26 protein-coding genes are annotated in these 22048 nt (G+C 47.6%); 16 read left to right on the top strand and 10 right to left on the bottom strand.

Going from position 1 to position 22048, the window contains the following annotated elements; genetic code table 11:
• Together ACTHS3_RS00150 and folE2 are read right to left on the bottom strand one after the other, a co-directional pair.
• A partial coding sequence (locus ACTHS3_RS00150; RefSeq protein ID WP_440366758.1) for a protein-disulfide reductase DsbD domain-containing protein occupies positions 1-596 on the bottom strand: 596 nt, incomplete at its 3' end.
• Positions 597-814: 218 nt separating this feature from the next.
• Complete coding sequence (gene folE2 / locus ACTHS3_RS00155; protein WP_004519889.1) at positions 815-1588, bottom strand: GTP cyclohydrolase FolE2; 774 nt, start codon at positions 1586-1588, stop codon at positions 815-817.
• A gap of 178 nt (positions 1589-1766) precedes the next feature.
• On the opposite strand from folE2, the gene ACTHS3_RS00160 reads away from it, so the two are divergent.
• From ACTHS3_RS00160 to ACTHS3_RS00180, 5 genes are all read left to right on the top strand, one after another.
• A complete protein-coding gene (locus tag ACTHS3_RS00160) occupies positions 1767-2924 on the top strand; it encodes a trans-sulfuration enzyme family protein (RefSeq protein ID WP_039862178.1) in 1158 nt (385 codons plus the stop codon).
• A 54-nt stretch (positions 2925-2978) separates the two neighbouring features.
• Positions 2979-3860 (top strand): hypothetical protein, encoded by an 882-nt coding sequence (locus ACTHS3_RS00165; RefSeq protein ID WP_004519888.1) that lies wholly within the window; start codon positions 2979-2981, stop codon positions 3858-3860.
• A 33-nt stretch (positions 3861-3893) separates the two neighbouring features.
• Complete coding sequence (locus tag ACTHS3_RS00170) at positions 3894-4349, top strand: META domain-containing protein (protein WP_039862177.1); 456 nt, start codon at positions 3894-3896, stop codon at positions 4347-4349.
• Between the two features lie 98 nt (positions 4350-4447).
• Positions 4448-5227 (top strand): ferredoxin--NADP reductase, encoded by a 780-nt coding sequence (locus ACTHS3_RS00175; RefSeq protein WP_004519886.1) that lies wholly within the window; start codon positions 4448-4450, stop codon positions 5225-5227.
• A 170-nt stretch (positions 5228-5397) separates the two neighbouring features.
• The gene (locus ACTHS3_RS00180; protein ID WP_440366762.1) at positions 5398-6723 is read left to right on the top strand and encodes a tyrosine-type recombinase/integrase; all 1326 of its coding nucleotides are present in this window, start codon (positions 5398-5400) and stop codon (positions 6721-6723) included.
• 45 nt (positions 6724-6768) lie between these two features.
• Here ACTHS3_RS00180 and ACTHS3_RS00185 read toward each other — a convergent pair whose 3' ends face one another.
• The 8 genes from ACTHS3_RS00185 to ACTHS3_RS00220 form a co-directional block, all read right to left on the bottom strand.
• Positions 6769-7254, bottom strand: a complete 486-nt coding sequence (locus ACTHS3_RS00185) for a hypothetical protein (RefSeq protein ID WP_440366763.1) — start codon at positions 7252-7254, stop codon at positions 6769-6771.
• A 28-nt stretch (positions 7255-7282) separates the two neighbouring features.
• Positions 7283-7426: a hypothetical protein gene (locus tag ACTHS3_RS00190; protein ID WP_440366765.1), complete on the bottom strand. Its 144-nt coding sequence runs from the start codon at positions 7424-7426 to the stop codon at positions 7283-7285.
• 39 nt (positions 7427-7465) lie between these two features.
• Positions 7466-7942 (bottom strand): SAM-dependent methyltransferase, encoded by a 477-nt coding sequence (locus ACTHS3_RS00195; protein WP_440366767.1) that lies wholly within the window; start codon positions 7940-7942, stop codon positions 7466-7468.
• Positions 7939-8118, bottom strand: a complete 180-nt coding sequence (locus ACTHS3_RS00200; RefSeq protein WP_440366769.1) for a hypothetical protein — start codon at positions 8116-8118, stop codon at positions 7939-7941. Before ACTHS3_RS00200 ends, ACTHS3_RS00195 begins: the two co-directional genes overlap by 4 nt.
• Entirely contained in the window at positions 8115-8399 is a 285-nt protein-coding gene (locus ACTHS3_RS00205; protein ID WP_049343814.1) for a hypothetical protein, read from the bottom strand. The genes ACTHS3_RS00200 and ACTHS3_RS00205 overlap by 4 nt, the downstream gene beginning before the upstream one ends.
• 1 nt (position 8400) lies before the next feature.
• Positions 8401-8607, bottom strand: a complete 207-nt coding sequence (locus ACTHS3_RS00210) for a hypothetical protein (RefSeq protein ID WP_049349604.1) — start codon at positions 8605-8607, stop codon at positions 8401-8403.
• Positions 8604-8843: a helix-turn-helix transcriptional regulator gene (locus tag ACTHS3_RS00215; protein WP_049349602.1), complete on the bottom strand. Its 240-nt coding sequence runs from the start codon at positions 8841-8843 to the stop codon at positions 8604-8606. The genes ACTHS3_RS00210 and ACTHS3_RS00215 overlap by 4 nt, the downstream gene beginning before the upstream one ends.
• Before the next feature lie 197 nt (positions 8844-9040).
• Entirely contained in the window at positions 9041-9754 is a 714-nt protein-coding gene (locus tag ACTHS3_RS00220) for a S24 family peptidase (RefSeq protein WP_440366771.1), read from the bottom strand.
• A 112-nt stretch (positions 9755-9866) separates the two neighbouring features.
• On the opposite strand from ACTHS3_RS00220, the gene ACTHS3_RS00225 reads away from it, so the two are divergent.
• From ACTHS3_RS00225 to ACTHS3_RS00275, 11 genes are all read left to right on the top strand, one after another.
• On the top strand, positions 9867-10091 hold the full coding sequence (locus ACTHS3_RS00225) for a transcriptional regulator (RefSeq protein ID WP_070826981.1): 225 nt from the start codon (positions 9867-9869) through the stop codon (positions 10089-10091).
• A gap of 197 nt (positions 10092-10288) precedes the next feature.
• On the top strand, positions 10289-13150 hold the full coding sequence (locus ACTHS3_RS00230; protein ID WP_440366773.1) for a DUF5906 domain-containing protein: 2862 nt from the start codon (positions 10289-10291) through the stop codon (positions 13148-13150).
• 428 nt (positions 13151-13578) lie between these two features.
• On the top strand, positions 13579-13974 hold the full coding sequence (locus ACTHS3_RS00235; protein WP_107696879.1) for a hypothetical protein: 396 nt from the start codon (positions 13579-13581) through the stop codon (positions 13972-13974).
• Between the two features lie 134 nt (positions 13975-14108).
• Positions 14109-14771 carry a hypothetical protein gene (locus ACTHS3_RS00240; protein WP_440366775.1) on the top strand — a complete coding sequence of 221 codons (663 nt, stop codon included), beginning with the start codon at positions 14109-14111 and terminating at the stop codon, positions 14769-14771.
• A gap of 238 nt (positions 14772-15009) precedes the next feature.
• Positions 15010-15501: a terminase small subunit gene (locus tag ACTHS3_RS00245; protein WP_440366777.1), complete on the top strand. Its 492-nt coding sequence runs from the start codon at positions 15010-15012 to the stop codon at positions 15499-15501.
• On the top strand, positions 15461-17497 hold the full coding sequence (locus ACTHS3_RS00250) for a phage terminase large subunit family protein (protein ID WP_440366779.1): 2037 nt from the start codon (positions 15461-15463) through the stop codon (positions 17495-17497). The genes ACTHS3_RS00245 and ACTHS3_RS00250 overlap by 41 nt, the downstream gene beginning before the upstream one ends.
• Before the next feature lie 330 nt (positions 17498-17827).
• On the top strand, positions 17828-18031 hold the full coding sequence (locus tag ACTHS3_RS00255; RefSeq protein WP_440366781.1) for a hypothetical protein: 204 nt from the start codon (positions 17828-17830) through the stop codon (positions 18029-18031).
• Position 18032: 1 nt separating this feature from the next.
• Positions 18033-18314 carry a hypothetical protein gene (locus ACTHS3_RS00260; protein WP_049343659.1) on the top strand — a complete coding sequence of 94 codons (282 nt, stop codon included), beginning with the start codon at positions 18033-18035 and terminating at the stop codon, positions 18312-18314.
• Positions 18315-18323: 9 nt separating this feature from the next.
• A complete protein-coding gene (locus ACTHS3_RS00265; protein ID WP_308538455.1) occupies positions 18324-19874 on the top strand; it encodes a phage portal protein in 1551 nt (516 codons plus the stop codon).
• Complete coding sequence (locus ACTHS3_RS00270; protein ID WP_440366784.1) at positions 19858-21744, top strand: phage major capsid protein; 1887 nt, start codon at positions 19858-19860, stop codon at positions 21742-21744. Before ACTHS3_RS00265 ends, ACTHS3_RS00270 begins: the two co-directional genes overlap by 17 nt.
• Positions 21745-21816: 72 nt before the next feature.
• Positions 21817-22048, top strand: a 232-nt coding sequence (locus tag ACTHS3_RS00275) for a hypothetical protein (protein ID WP_440366786.1), incomplete at its 3' end; no start/stop codon positions are given.

Genomic DNA, 22048 nt, shown 5'->3' on the forward strand with positions numbered 1-22048 from the left:
AAACCTGCGACAAAAAACGCCAACAGGTTGGCGTTTAAAGTATCCCAAGAGAGCTTGAAGCGGCTGCTGTCGGGATTGTTTGTACTGGGTTGCGTTGGCATTTGGCCGTCTGAAGAGGCGGACGGTTGTAAAAAGCGGTCTTTGGCAGAAACCGGCTCATCGCTTTGCGGCTGATAAACCCCGTTGCCTTTTACGTCAAACTCGGTGTCCACAGGCGGATAACATACACCGGCTTCGGCACAGCCTTGATAAGTCAGCGTCAGTTTGTATTGCGGTGCGGCTTGTTTGTAAGGCAGGTCAACCTGTGCGGTATGGTGGTAAACCGTTTGTTTTCCGAAGAATTCGTCTTCTTTTTCTTCGCCTTTGCTGAATTTGGGTTCGCCTAGGATTTTGTCAGGATTGGTCGCTGCAACGATTTTGGACTGGTACATATAGTAGCCGTCGGCGATTTTGAACTGCACGCTGATGCCTTGGTCGGTTACATTGACTTGAGGTACAAAGGCTTGCTCTGGAGGCAGTAAATCATTGGCATCTACTGCGAATGCGAAGCTGCTCAAGCCTAAAAATGCAATGAGGAAATAAAGGAATTTTTTCATAGTATCTACGGAGTTGCCGTTGAGGAACCGTCATTATAAATGATGGAAAAAACAATCGGCTTAATTTATGTTAAATATTGCGAGAGAAATCTAATGCTTTTGAATTATATCGAAATAGAGTTGCCCATATATGACCGATAGTCTCATGTTATCGTTCAATCTATGCCAAAGGCCGTCTGAAATGTTCAGACGGCCTTTGTTTTTATTCTGCTCGGCTTTTAAGGATAAGCGATATAAGCGTAAGCGGAATGGTTGTGTATCGATTCGAAGTTTTCGCTTTCGACGACGAATGATTCGATGCGTTTGTCTGCAATTAACACCGTGGCCACATCACGAACCATGTCTTCGACAAACTTCGGATTTTCGTATGCTTTTTCCGTTACATACTTCTCGTCAGGGCGTTTGAGCAAACCGTAGAGCTGGCAGCTTGCCTGTGCTTCGACGTAATCGATGATTTCTTCAATGCCTACATCCGCGTTTGCAATAAGACTGACCGTCACATGCGAACGTTGGTTGTGCGCGCCGTATTGGGAAATTTCTTTGGAACACGGACACAAGGAAGTAACCGGAACCATCACTTTCAGGCTGTGGCTGTATGTACCGTTTTTGATTTCGCCGGTCAGGGTAACATCATAGTCGAGCAGCGATTGGATGCCGGAGACGGGCGCACTTTTCTTGCGGAAAAACGGGAAGGTAACGCTGATTTTGCCGGAATGGGAATCCAACAGGGCAACCATATCGGCGGTCAGCTTGTGCAGCGTATCGAAATCCAAAGCATCGGTTTGTTTTTCCATCAGGGCGACAAAGCGCGACATATGCGTGCCTTTTTGGTCGGCAGGCAGGAAAACCGTCATGGTCAGGCGGGCGACGGTGGATTGTTCGCCTTCTTTGCTTTTGAGGGAGATTGGAAAGCGCAGGTCTTTGATGCCGACCTGATTAATCGGCAGGTTGCGTAAATCGCGGCTGGATTGCACGTCTGCAATGGCGTTCATGCGTGGTATGTCCTTCATGATAGGATTGTTGAGATGCGTGTGGAGGGAGTCGGCTCGTGTCGGCCGATTTGCAAATGCGAGATTATATCACTTGCTTTATCCGCCTGCATTGATTGTTTCTATTTTTCAGATAGTGATAAAATCTTCAATTATTCACATCTATATAGGCAGAGACCCAATGAAATTCGCCACGAAAGCCATCCATTCCAGCTACGATTGCGACGAACACAACCGTGCGCTGATGCCGCCGATTTATCAAAACAGTATGTTCGCGTTGCACGAGATTGGCGAAAATGTGCCTTACCGCTACTCGCGCCTGAGCAACCCGACCCGACAGGTCTTGGAAGATACCGTTGCCGATTTGGAGCACGGTGTGGCCGGCTTTGCGTTTTCCAGCGGTATGGCGGGGATTGATGCCGTATGGCGTACTTTCCTGCGCCCGGGCGATACCATTGTCGCAGTCGCCGATATTTACGGCGGCGCTTATGATTTATTGGTCGATGTTTATCAAAAATGGGGTGTGAACGTTGTTTTTGCCGATTTGGGCAATCCGGATAATCTGGACGAGCTGCTTAAAGCGCACAATGTCAAACTGGTTTGGCTGGAAACGCCGTCCAATCCGCTTTTGCGCTTGGTGGACATCAAAGCGCTTGCCGCGAAAGCCAAAGCAGCCGGTGCGCTGGTCGGCATCGACAACACCTTTGCCACGCCGTATCTGCAACAGCCGTTGGATATGGGCTGTGATTTTGTGTTCCATTCCGCTACCAAATATTTGTGCGGCCATTCGGACGTACTGATGGGCGTAGTCGTTGCCAAAACCAAAGAGCTGGCGCAGCCTTTGCACGACATGATGGTGCATACCGGCGCGATTGCAGGTCCGATGGATTGTTGGCTGGTGTTGCGCGGTATTAAAACACTGGCTCTACGCATGAACGCCCATTGCCAAAACGCACTCGAAATCGCGCGCCGTTTGGAAGCCCATCCTGCCATTGAAAAAGTGTTCTATCCCGGCCTGCCGTCTCACGAACATTACGAACTCGCCCAAGCACAAATGCCCAAAGGCATCGGTGGCGTGGTTACGGTTTACCTCAAAAACGACACGCGTGAAGCGGCCAATAGTGTGATTAAAAACATGAAACTGGTCAAAATGGCTTCTAGCCTTGGCGGAGTGGAAAGTTTGGTCAACCATTGCTATTCCCAATCCCACAGCGGCGTGCCGCATGATGTGAAAATGGAAATGGGCATCAAAGTCGGCCTGCTGCGTTTCTCTGTCGGTATCGAAGATGTGGACGATATTTGGAACGATATTTCCAAAGCATTGGATACGACTTTGTAAATAAGGCTTAAAGGCCGTCTGAAGGTGGATAGTTTTTCAGACGGCCTTTAAATTATGGTGATTAAGATGAATATCCCTGAAAAATTTATTCGTCCATTCCCCTCTCCGGAAGAAGTTTTTTCTGAAGAGATAGAGCGACACGCGAAACATTTTTTACCCATTTGTTCGCTTAATCTTCAATTTATACGTCCTGATAGTGAAGAGTTTTGGATACATTTCGTCCAGCCTGCGGAAATTCATTCGGGTTGCGTAGGTGAGCATACATCGGCATTTCATGACCGCTATAATTTTGAGGACAGTATTTGTTTTGATGTCGATGAGAACGGTAAATATCGATTTAATGGCGATTGGCATTTTTTTATTTTGGAAAACAAGGAAATGCCGTCTGAAATTAAAACCAGAATAATGGAACAGGCGCAAAAGATTGCGGAAAAACAGGGTATGAGTTTTGATCAGGCAGCTTGGTATAAAACGCCGCATATTTATCGGCAGGATACGCAGGAAGAATTAGAAAACGTATATAGAATCAATCATCTTTGTTTTAATGCCATCAAAAATTTGTATCTGAAATATGGAAAATTCCTTCAGGGATATGTACCCATTGAGCTGGACAGTAAATATACTTTGGAAGAATTGGTTGCATTGAAGGAAGCTGCAGATTCACAATGTCAGGATGACGGGTTGGATAGAGATTTGATTGAGGATGCCGGCGGATTATCAGAGGGTATGTTGGAAGAAGGTTTTAACCATATTGATGGAATGTTCCAAGAAGAGTACGGTAATTTAGTGGATACACCCAAACGAGATGATGGAAAAGTTTTTTCTTATGTCGGCTATTTGAGCGGATATAAATTTCAGGAATATGGTTGCGATGAGTTGTACCTATTTTTTGATGCGGATAGTAAAAAAGCCGTTGTCCGTTTGGTGTACAGTTAGACGATAAAGAAGATTTCTAAAAAAGGATGAGTCATGAAAACCCTTATTTCAGCAATGATTGGTGCATTTGTATTGGTTGCTTGTTCTACGCCTGCCGATAAGCCTTTATCAAGTCAGCCACATATTTCTTCTAGCAAATCATCTGAATCAAAGCAAATGAAAATGCCTACTTTAGCCGCTAAATGGCGTGTTGTCGCTTTCAATAAATTCACTGAAAAAGAATTGGCAGATAAAAACGCCTATTTGGATTTCAGCAAAATGCCTAAGGCTTATGGCAATATGGGTTGCAACGGTATGATGTTTCAAGCGAATGTAATCGGAGCGGACAAAATTGATTTTGGCCATATTGCGGTAAGTATGATGCTGTGTGAAGACATGAAGCTGGAAGATGCGTTTTTGCGTAAACAAAGCGTGTGGAACTATCGTTTTGATGGTAACGATTTGATTTTGGAACAAAAAGGCATCAATATCCGTTTGCGCCGTGAATAATCTTAAAGGCCGTCTGAAAATAAATATTTCAGACGGCCTTTTGAATCTTTATAATAAGCCCTATTTGAAACTGATACCGAATATCAAGGAAACCTATTATGGCAGCTTCTCCAGAAGCCAAGTTTACAGAAGAAAAAGTCTTGTGGATCAAACACTATACGCCCAAGCTGATGACTTTTGCCATCAGCCGCCCTGAGTCCTACCGTTTTTCGGCAGGGCAGTTTTCGCGCCTTGGTTTCCGTGACGGCGAGGGCTTTATTTGGCGCGCGTATTCTGTCGTGTCTGCCGAATACGCCGATACGCTTGAGTATTTCGCAGTATTAATCGAAGGCGGCCCGATGTCGGCGCGTTTTGCTGCGATGAAAGAGGGCGATACTATTTTGCTGGATAAAACGGCTACCGGTTTCCTCTTGCCCGAGCGTTTCCCCGACGGCAAAGATTTGGTTATGCTCTGCACGGGTTCAGGCATTGCGCCTTTCCTCTCTATTATTGAGCAGCCTGAAATTTGGCAGCGTTTCGACCGTTTGGTTTTGGCGCATTCCGTCTCTTACGCCGACGAGTTGATTTTCAACCAGCGCCTTGCCGATTTGAAAGAGCATCCGCTGATTGAAGAATATTTCCATAAATTCACTTTTGTTCCGGTCACCACGCGTGAGGAAACGGAAGGCGCATTGAGTGGCAAACGGATTCCCGAATTGCTGAAGAATGGCGGCTTGGAAGAAAAAGTCGGCTTCAAGTTCACCAAGGCCGATACGCGCTTTATGGTCTGTGGCAATCCGGCAATGGTCAAAGACACTTTCCAAGCCTTGATGGATTTGGGCTACGCTATGCACCGCAACCGCATCCCCGGCGAAATCATGATGGAAAATGGGTTCTAAATTCATTCGCAATATACGGCCGTATATAGAAGTGTACAAACCTGCTTATAAACAGTATATTAAGCGGGTTTTTATTTTGCTTGTAATATACGGCGATATACGGAAAACCACTCAAAGCAACATTAATCAGGGGGGATTTTCTGGGGTATATTTTGTGAAGGTTAGGAAAAATGGCGGAATCCAACCGTTTGACGCAGCGGAAAATTGACACGGCCAAGCCGGGGGATAAGGCTTATAAGCTTTACGATGGCGGCGGGCTGTTTTTGTTTGTGCATCCTGCCGGTGGGAAATACTGGCGGCTGAAATATCGGTACGGTGGCCGTGAAAAGGTGTTGTCTATCGGTGTTTATCCGGTCGTGACCCTTAAGGCGGCGCGTGATGCGGCTTTTGAGGCAAAGCGGCAGCTTTATGAGGGGATAGACCCGGGTGCGTTGAAGCGATCTGCAAAACAGGCGGCGCGGGCGGCGGCCGGTGGGCAAAGTATGGTCGATTTGGGCGCGGCATGGTATGAGTCGCGGGTGGGTAAGCTGGCTAAAAATACGTTGGATGGCGACAGGGCGAGCCTTGCGCATATCAATGAATTTTTCCGAAAGAATACGGATATTAATTCCATTACGGCGCTGGATATGTCTGAGTTTGTGGAATGGCTGAATGCCAAGAATATACCAGCGCGGGCAACGCGTGTAATGCAGATTGCTGAAGCGGTGTGGGACTATGCTGTTCGTAAGGGCATAGTTATCAGTGATAGGCGTAATCCTGTCGAAACGGCCAAGGGTTTGCTTATGCCTTATCAATCCAAGCCTGAAGCGCATTTGGCTGAGAGCGAGTTGGCATTGTTTTTTTATTCGCTCTTGAAAGATAAAAGAATTACGGCTTTGGCCAAGTATCTGGTATTGCTTACCGCGCTGATTGCGCCACGGAGTGGGTCGATAGTGTCCAGCCGGTGGGAAAATGTGGATTTGGATCGTAAAGTCTGGCTTATGCCTGGCGAAGATATGAAGATGCGGAATGATTTTTTGATTCCGCTGTCTGATTGGTCGGTGGCATTGCTGTCTGAGCTGCGTGAGGTAACGGGTCGGCATGAATTTGTTTTTCCGGCCATGAGGAATGATAGTGTATCGGGTACTGTCGGCGTAAAGCTTGGGCATCAGGCGATTAAGCGGTGTGGTTATGATGGCCGGCATGCCGGTAAATCGAATGCTACCATGCACGGCTTTAGGCACTTGATGACGAATATTTGCCTAGTGAATGGCAAGGATATTCTGACGATGGATTTGGCGCTTGGGCATGTGAGCAAATCGGCGTTAAAGCGGGCGGGGTTTTCTTCTTTGCCGCATTATCTGACAGCTCAGGAATTCAGATTTAATGAGCGGCGTGAACTGGCGCAATGGTATAGTGATTATTTGCGCCGGTATTATGATCAGGCTGTGGCGCGGCTACATGGGGAAGGGATAACGGATTTCTTCGGTAATTGGAAGATGTTTTATCAGGATTGAAATTATTAAACAGGCCGTCTGAAATTTCAGACGGCCTTTGTGTTGTCATTGGTTTGGTTTTTGTTGCTGTTTTTGATTTCTGTGGTTTATGTCGTTGGTTAGTTTGTTCAGTAGCGGCGCGGTTTGAGCGTGGGCTTGGATTAAGTGACCGTAGTCGGCCAGGCTTAATATTTCGATTGCTTGTTCGACGGCGGATTCGAGTATTTTGATTTCGTCACCAGTGGCTACGAAGCGGCCGATGTTGTTTTTTCGGATTTGTTGGGCTTCGAGTGTGTCGCTGACGTGGTTTACAAAATAATCGCGGGCGATGCTTAGTTTAATGCGGGCGATTTCTTGTACGGTGTCATCGGCTTGGATTTTGGTACTTTGTAGGATGAGGACTAATTCAACCATGAGGTAATTGGTACAGCAGGCAGCCCATAAGTCGGTCTCGTTGGCTGTTCCTGATTTCAGGCAGTCGATGTACTTCAGCAGTGGGCCAATGGCTTTGTCGATTTCGTTGACGGTCAGGCTACGACGGCTGGTTTTCATGATGGCTATCATGTGTGGGGGTATGCCGTCAAAGGTTTTGGGTTGGTACCGTTTTCTCTTTTTCATTCTGCTTCCTTGGTGAGCCATCGGCCCAGTAGCTGAACCGATGGCGGATAATGCGTTCGATGATGATTTGGATGATGATCAGGGCTAATTTAATGATGGTGGGCATAATCGATCGTTTCCTGTACCCAATCTTCTTTTTGCATTGCTAGTCTTTCATAAAAGTAAACCAGAGTGTTTGACCTTTTCTGTTTGTTGTGTGACCGAACAGTGGTTTGTATGGTGTTAATTCTAAAATCGCTTTGTTTGATATTTGGTTTTCATTCCATTTGAAGATCAGTATTCCGCCGTTTTCCAATACTCTGAAGCATTCAGCAAATCCTTGTTTAAGGTCATCTTGCCAGTTTTGGGTAAGCTTGCCGTATTTAAGGGCAAGCCATGATTTTTTCCCGGCGCGGATGAGATGGGGTGGATCAAAAACTATTATCTTGAAGCTGTTGTCGGGGAATGGTAGGTCTCTGAAATCCAGTTTTATGTCAGGGTGAATTTCCAGATGCCGGGAGTAGTTTCGATCTTTAAGAGTGTGTTCTTCATAGCGGAGGTCTCCAAATAGAGTGCGTTGGTCGTTTTTGTCAAACCACATCATGCGGCTACCGCTGCAAGGGTCTAGTATTTTATGTTTCATGGTTCGTAAACCAATCCGCCGCCGATTAATTCGGGATGAGCGTCAAAATCAATACAGCCATAATCGGGATTGCACTCTTGGGGGGCTGTATTTTCGTGGTGGGCAATGGCCGGGGCGCAACCATAACCGAGTGCGGCGGCTAGGATGGCGATTATTAGTGTGTATCGGATTTTCATTTCAGACGGCCTTTCTTAAAAATATCGGGGATTGCGTCCATTAATGATTCTGCAACCATTTCGGCGCGGTCTTGCGTTAATGCTTTAAAAATTCGGTCTTGCTTTGAGCGATTTGGAAATTTGAATTGCCATGTGGAGTTGATCGATTTAACTGTCCCGCTTGCTTCGAAATGTGAATTCGGGATATTAAGCACGAATATCGATTGGTAGTTATTGCGATGCTGTGTTTGAATTTTCAGCATGAGCCGGCCATATTTTGTGCGGTAGATTTTACGTTTCATTTCACATGCTCCCTAAATGGATGGTTTGTACTAATTCTTTGAGTGCGGTTTTGACTGCTTGCTGTGGTTCGCGGTGTCCGCCGGTTTTGACGAGTTTTTCGCCGGATTCGTTGCGGATGATGCAGCTGTAGTAGGTCAGATAGTTGGTTGTGGTGTTAGCGTTTACGTCAATCCGCAATAGGTAGGTTTCTTGGACTTGGGTAGTCATGCGACGGCTCCTTTTGGGTTGTTGGTTTTTGCGGCTTGAGCGGCCAACCATGCGTCAATGTTGGATTCAAGCCATACTGTTACGTTGCAGGCGATTTTGAAGGGTTTGGGGAAAGTGGCGTCATAGCGGGTGTTGTCGGGGTTGCATTTAGCCCAGACAAAGGGAATGCTGACCCCCAGCTTTTCGGCGACTTGTTTGGCGCGTAGGGCGCGGTCGGTATATTTTTCTGAAGTCATGGCGGTTTCCTTTGGTTCTTACTTCGATGTATGAATATTAGCAAATTGCTATTGTAAATAAAATAGCAAAATGTTATTTTTTTATATTTTATTGTTTTAAAAGGTTATTTATTTTTTAGTGGATTATCAATTTGCTATCGTTAGATAAAATAAAGGCCGTCTGAATATTCAGACGGCCTTTTGCGATTATGTCCGGATTATAGATCCAAAAAGTCGAGGGGGAGGACTTTCCAGAATTTGCCATGTACGGTTAATTGGTCGTATTCGTCCGGCAATATATCAAAATTGGATTTTGAGTAGGCGGGGTTGTCGGATGTGACGTGCAATACGCCGCCTTTCCCGCGTGCGAGCCTTTTGATGTAGGTATAGCCTTGGAAGGTGATCAGATATATGCCGCTGTTGGTAAATTCGGCGATGTCGGTTTTTATCAGGGTAATGGATCGGCGCGGAATGGTCGGTTCCATGCTGTCGCCGTCGGGCGGGCATAAGCTAACGTTTTTCAGATTGGATGTGCCAAGCAGTTCTTGTAGGGCGCTATTGGGTAATTCTATTGACCGGAGGAGGTCGGGGAATTCGGGGTTAATGTGTCCGTGGCCGCAAGATGCGGCTACGTCGTATAAATTCAATGTTGTGCTGTCATTTTTTCGAGATGAGAAGCTACCTATCGTTTGACTATCTTTATCTTCAGGCTGATCAAACCAGCCAATCGGTTTGCCTGTTTTTCTTTCGATTTCCCGAGCAGTTTCAGATTTTAATGAGCGAGGTTTGCCCGTCGTACTTGGGGTGCCATTTATCCATTGGCTGATTTGTGCGGGATTTTTCTCGATTTGTCGTGCAAGTGTGGCTTGTGATCCGTATTCGGCAATCAGGATGCGTAGCTTTTCGCGATATGTCTCTTCAATGGTTTTCATGATAATTCCTTTTTTTAAATCATAGCAAAATGCTATAAATTTAAAATACGCAAAATGCTATTGCCTAGTGATTAGCAATTTGCTAATATAGCGCCATTAGGAAAGGAATTTTATGAAGCTTAATGAATATTTCCATTCAGAAAGTATTTCTGCGGCCGCTTTTGCAAGAAAGATTAAAGCCCATGCTCCTGATGTTTTGCGATGGGCAAATGGCCAACGAACGCCACCTGTGATTTGGTGCGTCCGTATTGAGAGCGCTACTGGTGGTGTTGTTACGCGGCGCGATTTACGCCCTGATGATTTTGCTGAAATTTGGCCTGAATTAGTTGAGGTGTGAAATGAATGGAATAGTGATCGCCGCCGTTCGTTGGATTTCAAAATTGCGCGTTGCGTTAATTCTGTCGCTTTGGTGACTGTGTCTTGAAATACCCCTGATTCCGATACGCCATGTCGGGATGTTTTTCCACCTGCCTTTTCCATTAGAGGGGGGGGCAGGCTTTTTTTACGCCTAAATTTTGTATAAGGCCGTCTGAAATGAATAAATTAGACTTTAAATCTGTTGCTGATGCTGCTTTGAATGCGGTGGATAATTTGCTTGCGGAATGGTTGCCCGGTGGCAAGTATAAGGGGCATGAGTTTTTTGCGCTGAATCCGACACGCGCGGACCGTCATTTGGGTTCATTTGCGGTGAATACGCATTCGGGCGCATGGGCTGATTATGCGACTGATGATGCCGGCGGGGATCTGATCAGCCTTTATGCTTATTTGTTTACGCATGGCAATCAGGGCGATGCGCTTCGTGCTGTGGCCGAACGTTTAAATATAGGTGGCTTTGAGCCGGTTGAGCGTGTTCTTTGGGATGGTACTCCGAACTATGGTAAATCTGGTCGGGCGCGGGAAACGTGGACGCCGATTGTGCCGGTGGATGAGGCGAAATTGGGCTTTTTGCGTGGTTCGTCGTCGTTTAAATTCCGCGCTAGGGATAAAAGGGTTGACCGGCAGGCAGTTTATCGTGACGAGCAGGGCCGTCCGTTGATGGTTATCCAGCGTTTTATAGGTACTGACGGGCATAAGGAAGACCTGCCGTTTGCATGGTGCCAGAATGGCAAGGGCGAGCAGGAATGGCGTAATCGTCGTGTGCTTGAGCCTTTGCCGTTGTATGGTTTAGATGATTTGGCACGCCGCCCGAATGCGCCTGTTTTGTTGGTCGAGGGGGAGAAATGTCGGGACGCGGCGGCAAATTGCCATGATTTGGCTGATTATGTTGCGGTGTCTTGGCATGGTGGTGCAAATGGTTGGAAAAAATCCAACTGGCAGCCGCTTGCCGGCCGTAGGGTGGTGTGTTGGCCGGATTGTGATAGTCAGCGCCGAAAACGTTCCAAAAAAGATGTTGAGGAGGGTTTGAGCGAATGGGATATGCCGTATTTGGATTATTTGGAACAGCCGGGTATGGCGGCGATGTTGGGTATTGCGGCGGTATTGGTTGATTTGGGCTGTTCGGTCGAAATCGCGGATATTCCACGTCCTGGCGTTTGGCCAAGTGGTTACGATATTGCTGATGTGTTGGTGGATACTGAGCCGCTTACCAGTGTTCGGGCGGTGATGTCCGCTTTGCGGACGTATCCTTTTGGGGATGATTCCGACCCGGCAATCTTCCCGCGCCCTTCTGATAATATGAGTGGGTGCGATGCACCGCACCCACAAGACCAAGGGGGCGGCGCGGGGGCGGATGTTGATCATTCGTCTGTTGGTAGCCGTGAAGGTTTGGTCATGCAGGAATTGATGGATAATTTTGCTCAAGTTGGCTTGAAGGAGCGTGTTATCTCTTTGAAAACAGGGGAAATTTTTAGTTTTCGTCAGTTGGGCAAGATTTTCGGCAAAGAGGCGGTGCTTGGTTGGTCTTATAAGGCTAAACGGCAAAAGGTTGAGGAATTTGAGGCTGAAATCATCGGTAAGCGGTTGAAGTTGGAGGCGTTGGCCAAGATTGATGATATGTTTGCGGATATGATTAACCGCTATATTTATTTGGATGGGACAACTGATGCTTTTGATATTAAGTTGGATTCGGTTGTGTCATTGGCAGCGGTAAAGGCGGCGTGGCCGGAGCAGTTTGATGATTGGTCGAAATCTCCGGCGCGAATGGTATGCCCGATCTCAAATTATGTTTTTGAGCCTGATTTGCCGTGTGGAGTATCGTTTAATGATGATAATTTAGTCAATTATATCAATATGTTTCGTGGTTTACCTGTGCCTGCGGTTTTTCCGGAGGTTGAGACGGCCAAGGATGTGTCGATTGATGATTTGAAGGTGCGTTTCCCTGGGTGTAAGCATATCATTGGCTTGATTGAAAATTTATGTGCCGGCAATGGTAATAAGGCTGATGCATCTGTTGAGTGGGTTTTGAATTGGTTGGCTTGCCGTTTCCGCTGGCCTGAACGTAAGCCTGCAACGGCTTTGGTCTTCATCTCTGAAACGCAGGGGGTGGGTAAATCGACGTTCGGCGAGCGTGTTGTTAAGGGTTTGTTTGGTGATTATTTGCGCCAACTTGACCAAAACGCGCTGGAATCTCGCTTTAATGCGGTTTTGCTGTTTGCGTTGGTTACAATTTTTGAAGAGATCAGTCCGTCTGATGAGCGAATGAATATCATCGGTAAGCTTAAAAATATGATTACGAGTGATGTGATTATGGTGGAGCGTAAAGGGCGCGATGCTGAAAAACATTCGGATTATAATTCGTATATCATTTTTTCGAATGATGAGCGTTCGATACCGATTGAATCAAATGACCGTCGTTTTATGGTGTCGGGTTGTAGTCGGAAATTCACGGATGATATGTATGCTAATTTGGATACGGAATTGAAAAATGGCGGTATTGAGGAATTTGCTGCGTTTTTATGTGCTTTGCCGTTGATGTACACCAATGATCAGGGGGAGCGTGTACCGTTTAATCCGCATTCTAAGCCGTTGATGACGCCTATTAAACGCCGAATGATTAATCTGAATAAGCCGGGCTGGGAGGCGTTTTTGGATGATTGGTATAATGGTGATATTGATGTGCCTTTTATTACTTGTGCAGCGGCGGATTTGTGGAAGGTTTACAAGAAATGGTGCTACGATACTAAGACTTTTAGTATGACCCAGAAGAATTTTTATTCAAATATGGCCAAGCGCTTACAAGATGTGAGAACTTGGGTTAGAATGAATGGATATGACAAGAAGCGGTTGCGTATCTTTGTGGTGCCACATAATTGGTTGCGCCCAGAAATGCAGCAGCTCTTCCCACAGCCCAACACAGATAATACTGCCCGTGATTCGGAGGATGCTGTCAGTAAGATGGATTATTACGGCAATCAGGTGGCGGAATTTAGCCGCATTTTAGAAAAGTTGTCGTTGTAATTTTGGTTTGTCCATATTTTTGATGGTTTGTCCATATTATGGGGTCTTCTGAAAGCCTTATAAACCGTGGTCTGTCCAGTTTGTCCAGATTGTCCATAGGTCAAAACCTTATACGCGCGTAATGATTTTTTCATTACGCGCTTTTTTGTGTATATATGGTTTTTTATTTTTATTTTTTACTTCCACATACGGACTTACTTAAAAAGTATGGACAAACTGGACAAACCAATAAATATAAGGCTTTTGCTATGGACAACACCATGGACAAGTATGGACAAACCAGATAAAAATTTTGAAAAATGTGGACAATCTAATTTTTGTTGGTTGTTGTTGCTTGGTTTGATATAATTTCATTCATATAAAACAAAGCTCTGCGTTAATTGATGGGGCTACAGGGTAACTGTATGGCGAGATTGATACAGGATTGAATGACAATTAATGGACTGTTGGAATATTGGGCAGATTGGTGTTTAGGCCGGTTTGATTCTTCAGGTCGGTGTTCGAGTAAATTAAATGCGTTGATGGCTTCTGGGGTGTCGTTGCCCGGTAGTTCAAACGCTTTTTCGCAAATCCCATATGGTATTGATGGCGATGCGGTTGCAATGACTGTTGATCGGTATGTGTCTAGGTTGTCGCCGGTGCCCGCGGCGGTGGTGCGGGTTGAGTTTTTAACGGTTGGTAATCAGTTGGAAAAAGCGGCTAATGTATCGCAGCAGTGTGGGGCGGTTGTCAGTCATCAAAACTACCGTGTGACACTGCACCGGACAATCAAGAAACTTGAGGCTAATCCTGAAATTGCATTTTTATTGAGAAAATTGTCTTGACGGGTTGTAACATTTGATGTTTAATTATGACAAACTGTGGTTTACGTGCGTAACGAGACCACAGTTTTTTTATTGTCATTACCCGTATAGGCCGTCTGAACCGCCATTCAGACGGCCGTTTCTTTGGGGTGGATATGATAAAGATTAAAGCGGATGCCCGCGAAACCGTGCGCTGGTTTGATAATGTGCAGAAAAAACAATTGCCGTTTGCGTGTAGTCGAGCTTTAAACGCTGTGGCAAAAGACGTTAAGACCGCCGAACAAACGGAAATGAAGTCGGTCTTTGCTGCACCGAAAGCTTATACCGTGAATTCGGTTTTCGTCCGAAAGTATGCGCGTAAGGCTGATTTAACCGCTGTTGTCGATTTTAAAGACGGTGGCCGTGGGCGCAGTGCTGCTAAATATCTTGCGGCGCAAATCGAAGGCGGAAGCCGTAGGCAGAAAGCGGTGGAATCGTTATTGATTGGCCGTGGGTTAATGCCTGCCGGAATGAAGATTGTTCCGGCTGCGGTCAAGCTGGATCAGTACGGTAACATAACGCTTGGCACGTTCAGGCGCTTGGTTGCCGGCGTGGTGGCGGGTACGCACTTTGCGCTACATCGTCAGCATGGCAAGCTTGAGCCTGGGCTTTATCAGCGTAGTAAGCGTGGCAAGGTTAAGCCCTTGCTGATTTATGTGAGTGGTGCCAGCTATGGTAAGCGATTTAAATACTTTGAAACGGCAGAACGTACAGTTCAGTCCAAGTATCGTCAACACTTCGATAGAGAGTTGGCAAATGCTGTGGCAACCGTCCGTTAGGTACTTCCGCCGTCGCTGAACACGCGGGTGATTCGCGCCGCATTTTTTGTGAAGCGACAGGTGGCGTTAGCTTCCTTACTTGGTTTTGTTCCGATGATTTTTGTGTGTGATGTGAGTTTTATGGGTGGCCTTTGTCCACCCAGTTTTTTTAGTGTGTTTCAGACGGCCTGTCATTTTTGAATGCGTTGATATTGGGTCTGGTGGCAAGCCGTCTGAAGTACATTTTTAGGACTTGGATATGCTGGTTAATAAAAGGCAGTTGTCCGAGATTTTAGGCGTGTCCGAACGGTCGTTGACGGATTGGCAGAAAGAGGGTTTACCCGTTGCCAGCTATGCCGACAATCGAGGACAGGCAAACGAATACGAAAGCAGTGAAGTTATCCGTTGGATGGTTCAGCGTGAAATTGAGCGACTGAACAAAGAGAAGCCGCGCGATAGACTGGACAGGCTTAAAGCTGATGCGATTGAGCTTGATATTAAAGAGAGAACGGGCGAACTTGCCCCGGCCGCGTTGTTTGAGCGCGCTTGGTCGGATCATATACTTGCTGCCCGTACCGAATTTTTAACGATGCCTGATATTTTGGCCACTGAATTGAGCGCGACGGCTGGCGTTGAAATCGACCCAGATGCCATTGCCGCCCATATTTACCGAGTGCTTGATAAGCTGGCGAACTACGGAGCCGATGACGATGCAGACAGCGACAGCAACGATGCAAGTGCAGATGGCTGATACCGTGTTACGCGTGTTGCGGCAGGCATGCCAGAAATGGCGTCCGCCGCGTAAGGTAAAAACGCGTGACTGGGCGAATAAGTTCCGCTACTTGTCGAGTATTGAAGCAGCCCGACCCGGTAAATACGTTTTGGGCGTTACGCCATATCTTGAGTGGGCAAACAGCCCGCTTGACGCTCTTGATGATCCAAATGTACAAGTGATTTGCTGCCAAAAATCCGCGCAAGTCGCATGGACTTCTGGTGTATTGGGTAACTTCTTGGGCAAGACAATCGACACCGACCCTAGCCCAATACTGGTGCTATTCCCGAAAGAGGGTGCGGCCAAGGAGTACATGGATGAGAAGTTCACGCCGATGGTAGAGGCTACACCTGCCCTGCGTGAAAAAGTCGATACCCGTGCCCGCGTGCAAGGGCAAAGGCAGCTATTTAAGAAATTCCCTGGCGGTTTTCTGAAGCTGGTGGGTTCAAACAGCCCTGCCAGCGTGAAATCGTCGCCGGTGCCGATTGTGTGTGTGGAAGAACCTGACGACTGTAACCTAAACCTACGGGGGCAGGGCGACAGTATCAAGTTGGCAAAGGAGCGAACAAAAACCTACCGCCGTCCGAAAATTATTTTAGGAGGCACACCAACCATTGCAGGCGTATCAACCATAGCGGCTGAAATGGAGCTATCCGATAAACGCGTTGGTATGGTGCCATGCCATGAATGTGGCGAAGCGCACGCTTTGAGTTTTGACTACTTAAGCTGTGATGAAGACCCGAACGGCAACCATCCCGTTTTCGGCAAGAAATTGCCTGAAACTGCACACTACACCTGCCCGCATTGTGGCAGTGTGTGGAACGATATGCAGAAAAACCGCAACGTGAAGCGCGGCTGGTGGCAAGCTACCGCCCCATTTCATGGCACCGCTGGTTTTTATCTGAACGAGCTTTACAGTCCGTTTCCCGGCAGTGTCTTTTCCGAATTAATGAAAAAATGGCTCACCGCTCAGTATGAGATGGATAACGGCGATGTCGCGCCAATGATTGCATTTGTCAATTCATCAATCGGCATTCCGTTTGAAATGACGAACGACGGTGTTAAAGAGGATGAGCTGGCTGAGCGTGCCGAAGACTACCCGGAAAATACCGTACCACGTGGTGGCCTGTTGTTGACAATGGGTGTTGACGTACAGCACGACCGATTGGCTATTATTATTCGCGCCTGGGGGCGCGGTGAGGAAAGCTGGTTGGTTTGGTGGGGTGAGATACACGGCAATACCGTTGACCCTAAATCAGACGTTTGGCGCAAGCTGGCGGAAATGATTTTTCAGACAGTCTACCGGCATGAAAGTGGTGCCGGTATGAAGATTGCCGCGGTGTCTATTGATAGTTCAGACGGCAATACGTCTGATGCGGTTTATGGTTTCGTACGCGCCTGCCGCGGTTATAAGAATATCAATGTAATGGCTGTGAAGGGTAGTTCGAACCCGGATAAAGAGATTTTCAGCCGCGCCCGTGCGATTGATCTGAAACACAAAAACACCAAGGCCGACAAATTCGGCGTACAGGTGTATAGCGTTGGGGTGAGCCGTGCGAAAGACCTGCTGATTGATGAGCATGCCCGAATTAATTTAGAAGGTAGCGGCGCCGGTCGTATGCACTTTTATTCAGGCGTCCGCGCCGATTACTGCAGCCAGTTGTTGTCTGAAATCAAAGTGCCGAGCCGGATGAATAAGCACAAAAAAGTGTGGCAGAAAAAAGTAGGAGTGCGAAACGAAGCGCTGGACTGCGAAGTATACGCACTTCATGCCGCCCGTTCGCTGGGTACGCATACCATGTCTGCCGCGCGATGGGCGTTGTATGAATCGGCCTTGTTGCAATCCGAACTGTTTGCAGAACCAAAACCTGAAACTGATCAGGTTGTTGGATCTGAAACCGGCCACGAGAACAGCAGCGGTTATTCGGCCGTGAACCGTCGCAAGCGTGGCGGCAATTTTGCAACTAATTTTTAAAATCGTATCCTGATTGCGTGAATGTCAGGCAACTTCACAGGGATAAGCAGCCTATGTTTCTGTGTCGGAATATGCTGCCGGGGATTTATTCGACTCGTTAGAAAGTTAGGATATGACAGCCGGAAAGACGGCTTTTAAATTCTTGACACGTCGGCGGTGGCTCTGCACGACGGTGAAGGGCCGAGGCCGGAGAGATGTAGCCGGTACAGTCTGTAAACAGCCCGGCGTTGGCGCGTCGTTAGCAAAGGCAACTGCTACTGTTACTCTCAACCGCCGCCCGGCCTGTAAGTTATGCTTACAGGTTAGGGTGGTTTATAACCGCTTAAAACTATGAAAACCGAAATTTTAGACTACATCCGCGCCAATCCCGGCTGCACATCTACCAGTGTTAATAAAGCAGTGCGAGAAGAACGAAGCTGGGCAGATTGGATTAATACGCGCAACGATATAGACAACCTGATTAAAGAAGGGTTGGTCAAATCGAGTGAAGAAAACGGTATCACTTTATTTTATTTAACGGATAAGGCCGTCTGAAATGACTATCCAGCAAATCACCGCCGATCAGCGTGAACAGCAGTTCATAGCAGAATTGGATGATGCCCGTGAAATCTTGCAGGTGCTTAAAAACGCCTATAAGGAACATGCTACCGGCCGTGGCTTGACCAAGCGCTACAAAATTAAAGACCGTGAAATGGAGTTTGTCGATTTGGCAGATTTGCTGAAGCAAATCCGCTATTGGGAAAACGAAATCCGGAAATTTGAAGCTGCTTTAGGTTTTTCAGCCAGGCGTAGCGGACGTATTATTTGCCGATTCTAGGATTACACCATGCCAACAAACAACCCAACCGTGCAAAAGCGCGGTTTTTTTGCGCGTATGTTCGGGCGCAAACAGCCGGAGCAGTCCCAGCAGGGTAATCGCCGCAATTTTGCCGGTGCAGGCCGTTTGGGTGCGTTGCAATCGTGGCAGCCGCAAAACTGGTCGGCTGATGCCTTGGCGCAATCTGATTTAGACCGGTTGCGTGCACGTGCCCGTAGTTTGGCGCGAGATAACGACTATATGCGTAAATTCTTGCAAATGGTCGAAAGCAATATTATCGGGCGCGAAGGCTTTGCATTGCAGATGAGGGTGCCGATGGACAACAGCAACAGCCCCGACAGTATCGCAAACCGTGCGATTGAAGCAGCGTTTTACCGCTGGGCACGGCGTGGTGTGTGCGATGTTACAGGCCTGTTGTCATTTGCTGATTTACAGCGACTTTTAGTGCGTTCGGTAGCGCGTGACGGCGAAGCGCTGGTGCGTCACATCTGGGGATTTGGTAACGATTACGGCTATGCCTTGCAGGTTCTCGATATTGACCGTTTGGATACAGGTTTCAGCCGTGATCGGACGGACAATCTTAACGCGGTACGCATGGGTGTGGAGCTTAATGAATACAGTCGCCCGGTGGCTTATTGGTTGCGCACCAGCCATCCCGGCGAGCGCGGTCAGATTTCATCCAGCCCAAATCTGCGTGAGCGGGTGCCGGCAGATGAGATCAGCCATATTTATCTGCACGACCGACCAGAACAGCGGCGCGGCTTCCCGTGGGTTGCTTCAGCGATTGTCGGGCTGCAAAACTTGGGCGGTTACCAAGAAGCGGCGATTATTGCGGCGCGTATCGGCGCGTCAAAGATGGGTTTTTTCAAGCAAACCGAAGAATCTGACAGCTTTATGCCGCCAATCGATGGGCAAGAAGTGAATAACGGGCATGGCGGTGTTGATTTAATCGATACGGTTGAGCCTGGGACGTTTCATGAGTTGCCCCAAGGGTACGATTTCACTCCTTTTAATCCAGATTATCCCCATGCGAATTATGATGCTTTCGTTAAAGCAAGCTTACGCGGTTTGGCGAGCGGATTAGGGGTTTCGTATCACTCGCTGGCAAACGATTTGGAGGGTGTGAACTTTTCTAGTATCCGTAGCGGTACCCTTGAGGAACGTGACGCATGGATGTCGTTGCAGAACTGGTTTGCCGAAAGCTTTTTGTATGACGTTTTCGACCGTTGGATTGAATCGGCGTTGCTTATGGGGGCGATTAAGTTGCCTAGCGGTAAAGCATTGCCGCCTGCCAAGCTGGATAAGTTTAAAAACTACCAATGGCAAGGTCGCCGCTGGTCGTGGGTTGACCCGTTGAAGGATATTAAAACTCACGAAGCAGCTGTATCGCTGGCGGTTAAATCACGGCGCGATATTTGTGCCGAAATGGGCTTGGATTTTGATGATGTACTGGCTCAAATCGAGCAGGAAAACGTGCTGATGGCCGAAAAAGGCATTATCTCAACTGTAAGCAATTCCGCTGCGGCGGTAGAGGAAACACCAAATGACGAAACACAATAAACCAGATAAAGCAGATATGCAAAACATGAGCCGCTTTGCCGTATTCGAGCGTGAAACGGTGAATACCGAAAATCGTACGGTCGAAGTGGCATTTTCGAGTGAGGAGCCGGTAAAACGCTGGTTCGGCGATGAAGTATTAAGCCACGCGCCCGGCGCGTGTGATTTGAGCCGTTTAAACGATGGCGGCGCGGTGCTGTTTAATCATGCTTGGGATAAGCATATCGGCGTAATTGAACGCGCTTGGATTGATTCCGACAAAAAGGGCCGTGCATTAATCCGATTTGGTAATAGCGCCCGTGCCGCGGAAAAGTGGCAGGACGTGCAAGACGGCATCCTGCGCCATATTAGTGTTGGCTACCGTGTTAATGATATGGCATTAGATAATCCCGATGCTGATTATGATGATTATCGCTACATTATTACCAGCTGGGAGCCATACGAAATCAGTTTTGTAACCGTGCCTGCCGATACTACGGTTGGTGTTGGACGCAGTAACACACCAGAAGTAACACAATTGCCGGTTGAACCGGAAACCCAAAATCCTGAACCTGTTGAAAAAGGAAACCGTAACATGGATAAAACCCAAAATAAGCCGGCAGTTGTACCTGCCGAACCAAACGATACCGCTGAACGCGGCATGCAAGCAGAACGCAGCCGTGTAAGTGAATTGCTGGCGATTGGCCGTGCATATGCGGCGCATGGTGGCATTGAGGCCGCCGAAAAAGTGATTGCAAGCGGCGGTAATGAAGCGAATTTGCGCGCGGTTATCATGGAAAACATGAAGACGCCCACTATCGTAACATCGGACAGCATCGGTATGAACGCTACCGAAAAACGTGAATTTTCGTTGCTGCGAGCAATGGAAGCTGCGGCCACAGGCAAGTGGGAAAAAGCCGGTTTGGAGCGTGAAGTATCCGCTGAGTTGGAAAAACAGCATGGTCGTAGTGCAACCGGCTTCTTTGTGCCTACCGATCTGATGGCACGTGCATACAGCAAAGGCAATGCAGCCAACGGCGGCAACACTATTGCCACTGATTTCCGTGATGACTTGTTTATCGATCTGCTGCGCAACCGTCTTGCTACCGCCCAACTGGGTGCTACCGTATTGGATGGCTTGGTTGGTGATATTACTATCCCGAAACAGCTGACCGGTAATAGCGTAACTTGGGTGGATGAAAACGGCCAAGCCAACGATAGCAATGCCACATTTGGCCAAATTGGCTTGAAACCTAAAACCGTTACTGCCAATACCGAATTAAGCCGCAAATTCATGCTGCAATCGTCTTTGTCGGCTGAACAATTTGCACGTAATGAATTGCTCCAAGCCATGATGTTGGGTATCGATTTGGCAGCCATCAACGGTAGCGGCACGTCGAATCAACCTACAGGCATTCTGAATACATCCGGTATTGGCGCGGTAGCCATCGGTACCAACGGTGGTTCGTTAACTTGGCAGCATATCGTTGCGTTGGAAACATCCATTGCCGCCGCAAACGCAGATTTGGGCAACTTGGCATACCTGACAAACACCAAGGTGCGCGGTGCGTTGAAAACTACTCTGAAATCCGAAGGCGTGAGTGGTTATATTTGGCAAGACGGCGATACCCCGTTGAATGGCTACCGCTGTGCAGTATCCAATCAAGTGCCGAGCAACCTGACTAAGGGTTCTGCCGCAGGTAAATGCAGCCCCCTGATTTTCGGTAATTGGGCTGACCTGATGATTGCCCATTGGGGTGTTTTGGATGTGATTGTTGATCCGTACACCAAGGGTAAGCAAGGTGCAGTGGTGATTACTGTTCTGCAAGATGTCGATATTGCTGTACGCAATGCCGAATCTTTTGCGGCAGTGAAAGATATTGTGACCGCCTAAGTAGTTTAATCAAGGAGTGCCTGTCTGGAAGGTTGCAGACAGGCATTTGTGTTTAAATCATTGGAGTTTGAAATGGCAAAAGTACAAATTATCCCGCGCCGTTCTTTTTTCTTGGGCGATATGCTGCTGAATGAATCGGAGGTGGCAGTCGTTGAAGAAGCGGATGTAGGTCATCTGATTAAAAGCGGCTGGGTTGATCTGGTAGAAGACGGTGGCGGTGGTGAATCCAAACCGGCGGCCGGCAAGAAGTCTGGTGGTAAAAAAGTACCGTCCAAAGTGAGTGAAACAGACGGCCAGCGCGAAG

This window comes from Neisseria sp. P0009.S007 (assembly GCF_051962515.1).

Bases quoted from the DNA above. Each gene is read 5' to 3' on its own strand.
- folE2 (WP_004519889.1), bottom strand. From the start codon at position 1,588: ATGAACGCCATTGCAGACGTGCAATCCAGCCGCGATTTACGCAACCTG.
- ACTHS3_RS00160 (WP_039862178.1), top strand. From the start codon at position 1,767: ATGAAATTCGCCACGAAAGCCATCCATTCCAGCTACGATTGCGACGAA.
- ACTHS3_RS00165 (WP_004519888.1), top strand. From the start codon at position 2,979: ATGGTGATTAAGATGAATATCCCTGAAAAATTTATTCGTCCATTCCCC.
- ACTHS3_RS00170 (WP_039862177.1), top strand. From the start codon at position 3,894: ATGAAAACCCTTATTTCAGCAATGATTGGTGCATTTGTATTGGTTGCT.
- ACTHS3_RS00175 (WP_004519886.1), top strand. From the start codon at position 4,448: ATGGCAGCTTCTCCAGAAGCCAAGTTTACAGAAGAAAAAGTCTTGTGG.
- ACTHS3_RS00180 (WP_440366762.1), top strand. From the start codon at position 5,398: ATGGCGGAATCCAACCGTTTGACGCAGCGGAAAATTGACACGGCCAAG.
- ACTHS3_RS00185 (WP_440366763.1), bottom strand. From the start codon at position 7,254: ATGAAAACCAGCCGTCGTAGCCTGACCGTCAACGAAATCGACAAAGCC.
- ACTHS3_RS00190 (WP_440366765.1), bottom strand. From the start codon at position 7,426: ATGCCCACCATCATTAAATTAGCCCTGATCATCATCCAAATCATCATC.
- ACTHS3_RS00195 (WP_440366767.1), bottom strand. From the start codon at position 7,942: ATGAAACATAAAATACTAGACCCTTGCAGCGGTAGCCGCATGATGTGG.
- ACTHS3_RS00200 (WP_440366769.1), bottom strand. From the start codon at position 8,118: ATGAAAATCCGATACACACTAATAATCGCCATCCTAGCCGCCGCACTC.
- ACTHS3_RS00205 (WP_049343814.1), bottom strand. From the start codon at position 8,399: ATGAAACGTAAAATCTACCGCACAAAATATGGCCGGCTCATGCTGAAA.
- ACTHS3_RS00210 (WP_049349604.1), bottom strand. From the start codon at position 8,607: ATGACTACCCAAGTCCAAGAAACCTACCTATTGCGGATTGACGTAAAC.
- ACTHS3_RS00215 (WP_049349602.1), bottom strand. From the start codon at position 8,843: ATGACTTCAGAAAAATATACCGACCGCGCCCTACGCGCCAAACAAGTC.
- ACTHS3_RS00220 (WP_440366771.1), bottom strand. From the start codon at position 9,754: ATGAAAACCATTGAAGAGACATATCGCGAAAAGCTACGCATCCTGATT.
- ACTHS3_RS00225 (WP_070826981.1), top strand. From the start codon at position 9,867: ATGAAGCTTAATGAATATTTCCATTCAGAAAGTATTTCTGCGGCCGCT.
- ACTHS3_RS00230 (WP_440366773.1), top strand. From the start codon at position 10,289: ATGAATAAATTAGACTTTAAATCTGTTGCTGATGCTGCTTTGAATGCG.
- ACTHS3_RS00235 (WP_107696879.1), top strand. From the start codon at position 13,579: ATGACAATTAATGGACTGTTGGAATATTGGGCAGATTGGTGTTTAGGC.
- ACTHS3_RS00240 (WP_440366775.1), top strand. From the start codon at position 14,109: ATGATAAAGATTAAAGCGGATGCCCGCGAAACCGTGCGCTGGTTTGAT.
- ACTHS3_RS00245 (WP_440366777.1), top strand. From the start codon at position 15,010: ATGCTGGTTAATAAAAGGCAGTTGTCCGAGATTTTAGGCGTGTCCGAA.
- ACTHS3_RS00250 (WP_440366779.1), top strand. From the start codon at position 15,461: ATGCAGACAGCGACAGCAACGATGCAAGTGCAGATGGCTGATACCGTG.
- ACTHS3_RS00255 (WP_440366781.1), top strand. From the start codon at position 17,828: ATGAAAACCGAAATTTTAGACTACATCCGCGCCAATCCCGGCTGCACA.
- ACTHS3_RS00260 (WP_049343659.1), top strand. From the start codon at position 18,033: ATGACTATCCAGCAAATCACCGCCGATCAGCGTGAACAGCAGTTCATA.
- ACTHS3_RS00265 (WP_308538455.1), top strand. From the start codon at position 18,324: ATGCCAACAAACAACCCAACCGTGCAAAAGCGCGGTTTTTTTGCGCGT.
- ACTHS3_RS00270 (WP_440366784.1), top strand. From the start codon at position 19,858: ATGACGAAACACAATAAACCAGATAAAGCAGATATGCAAAACATGAGC.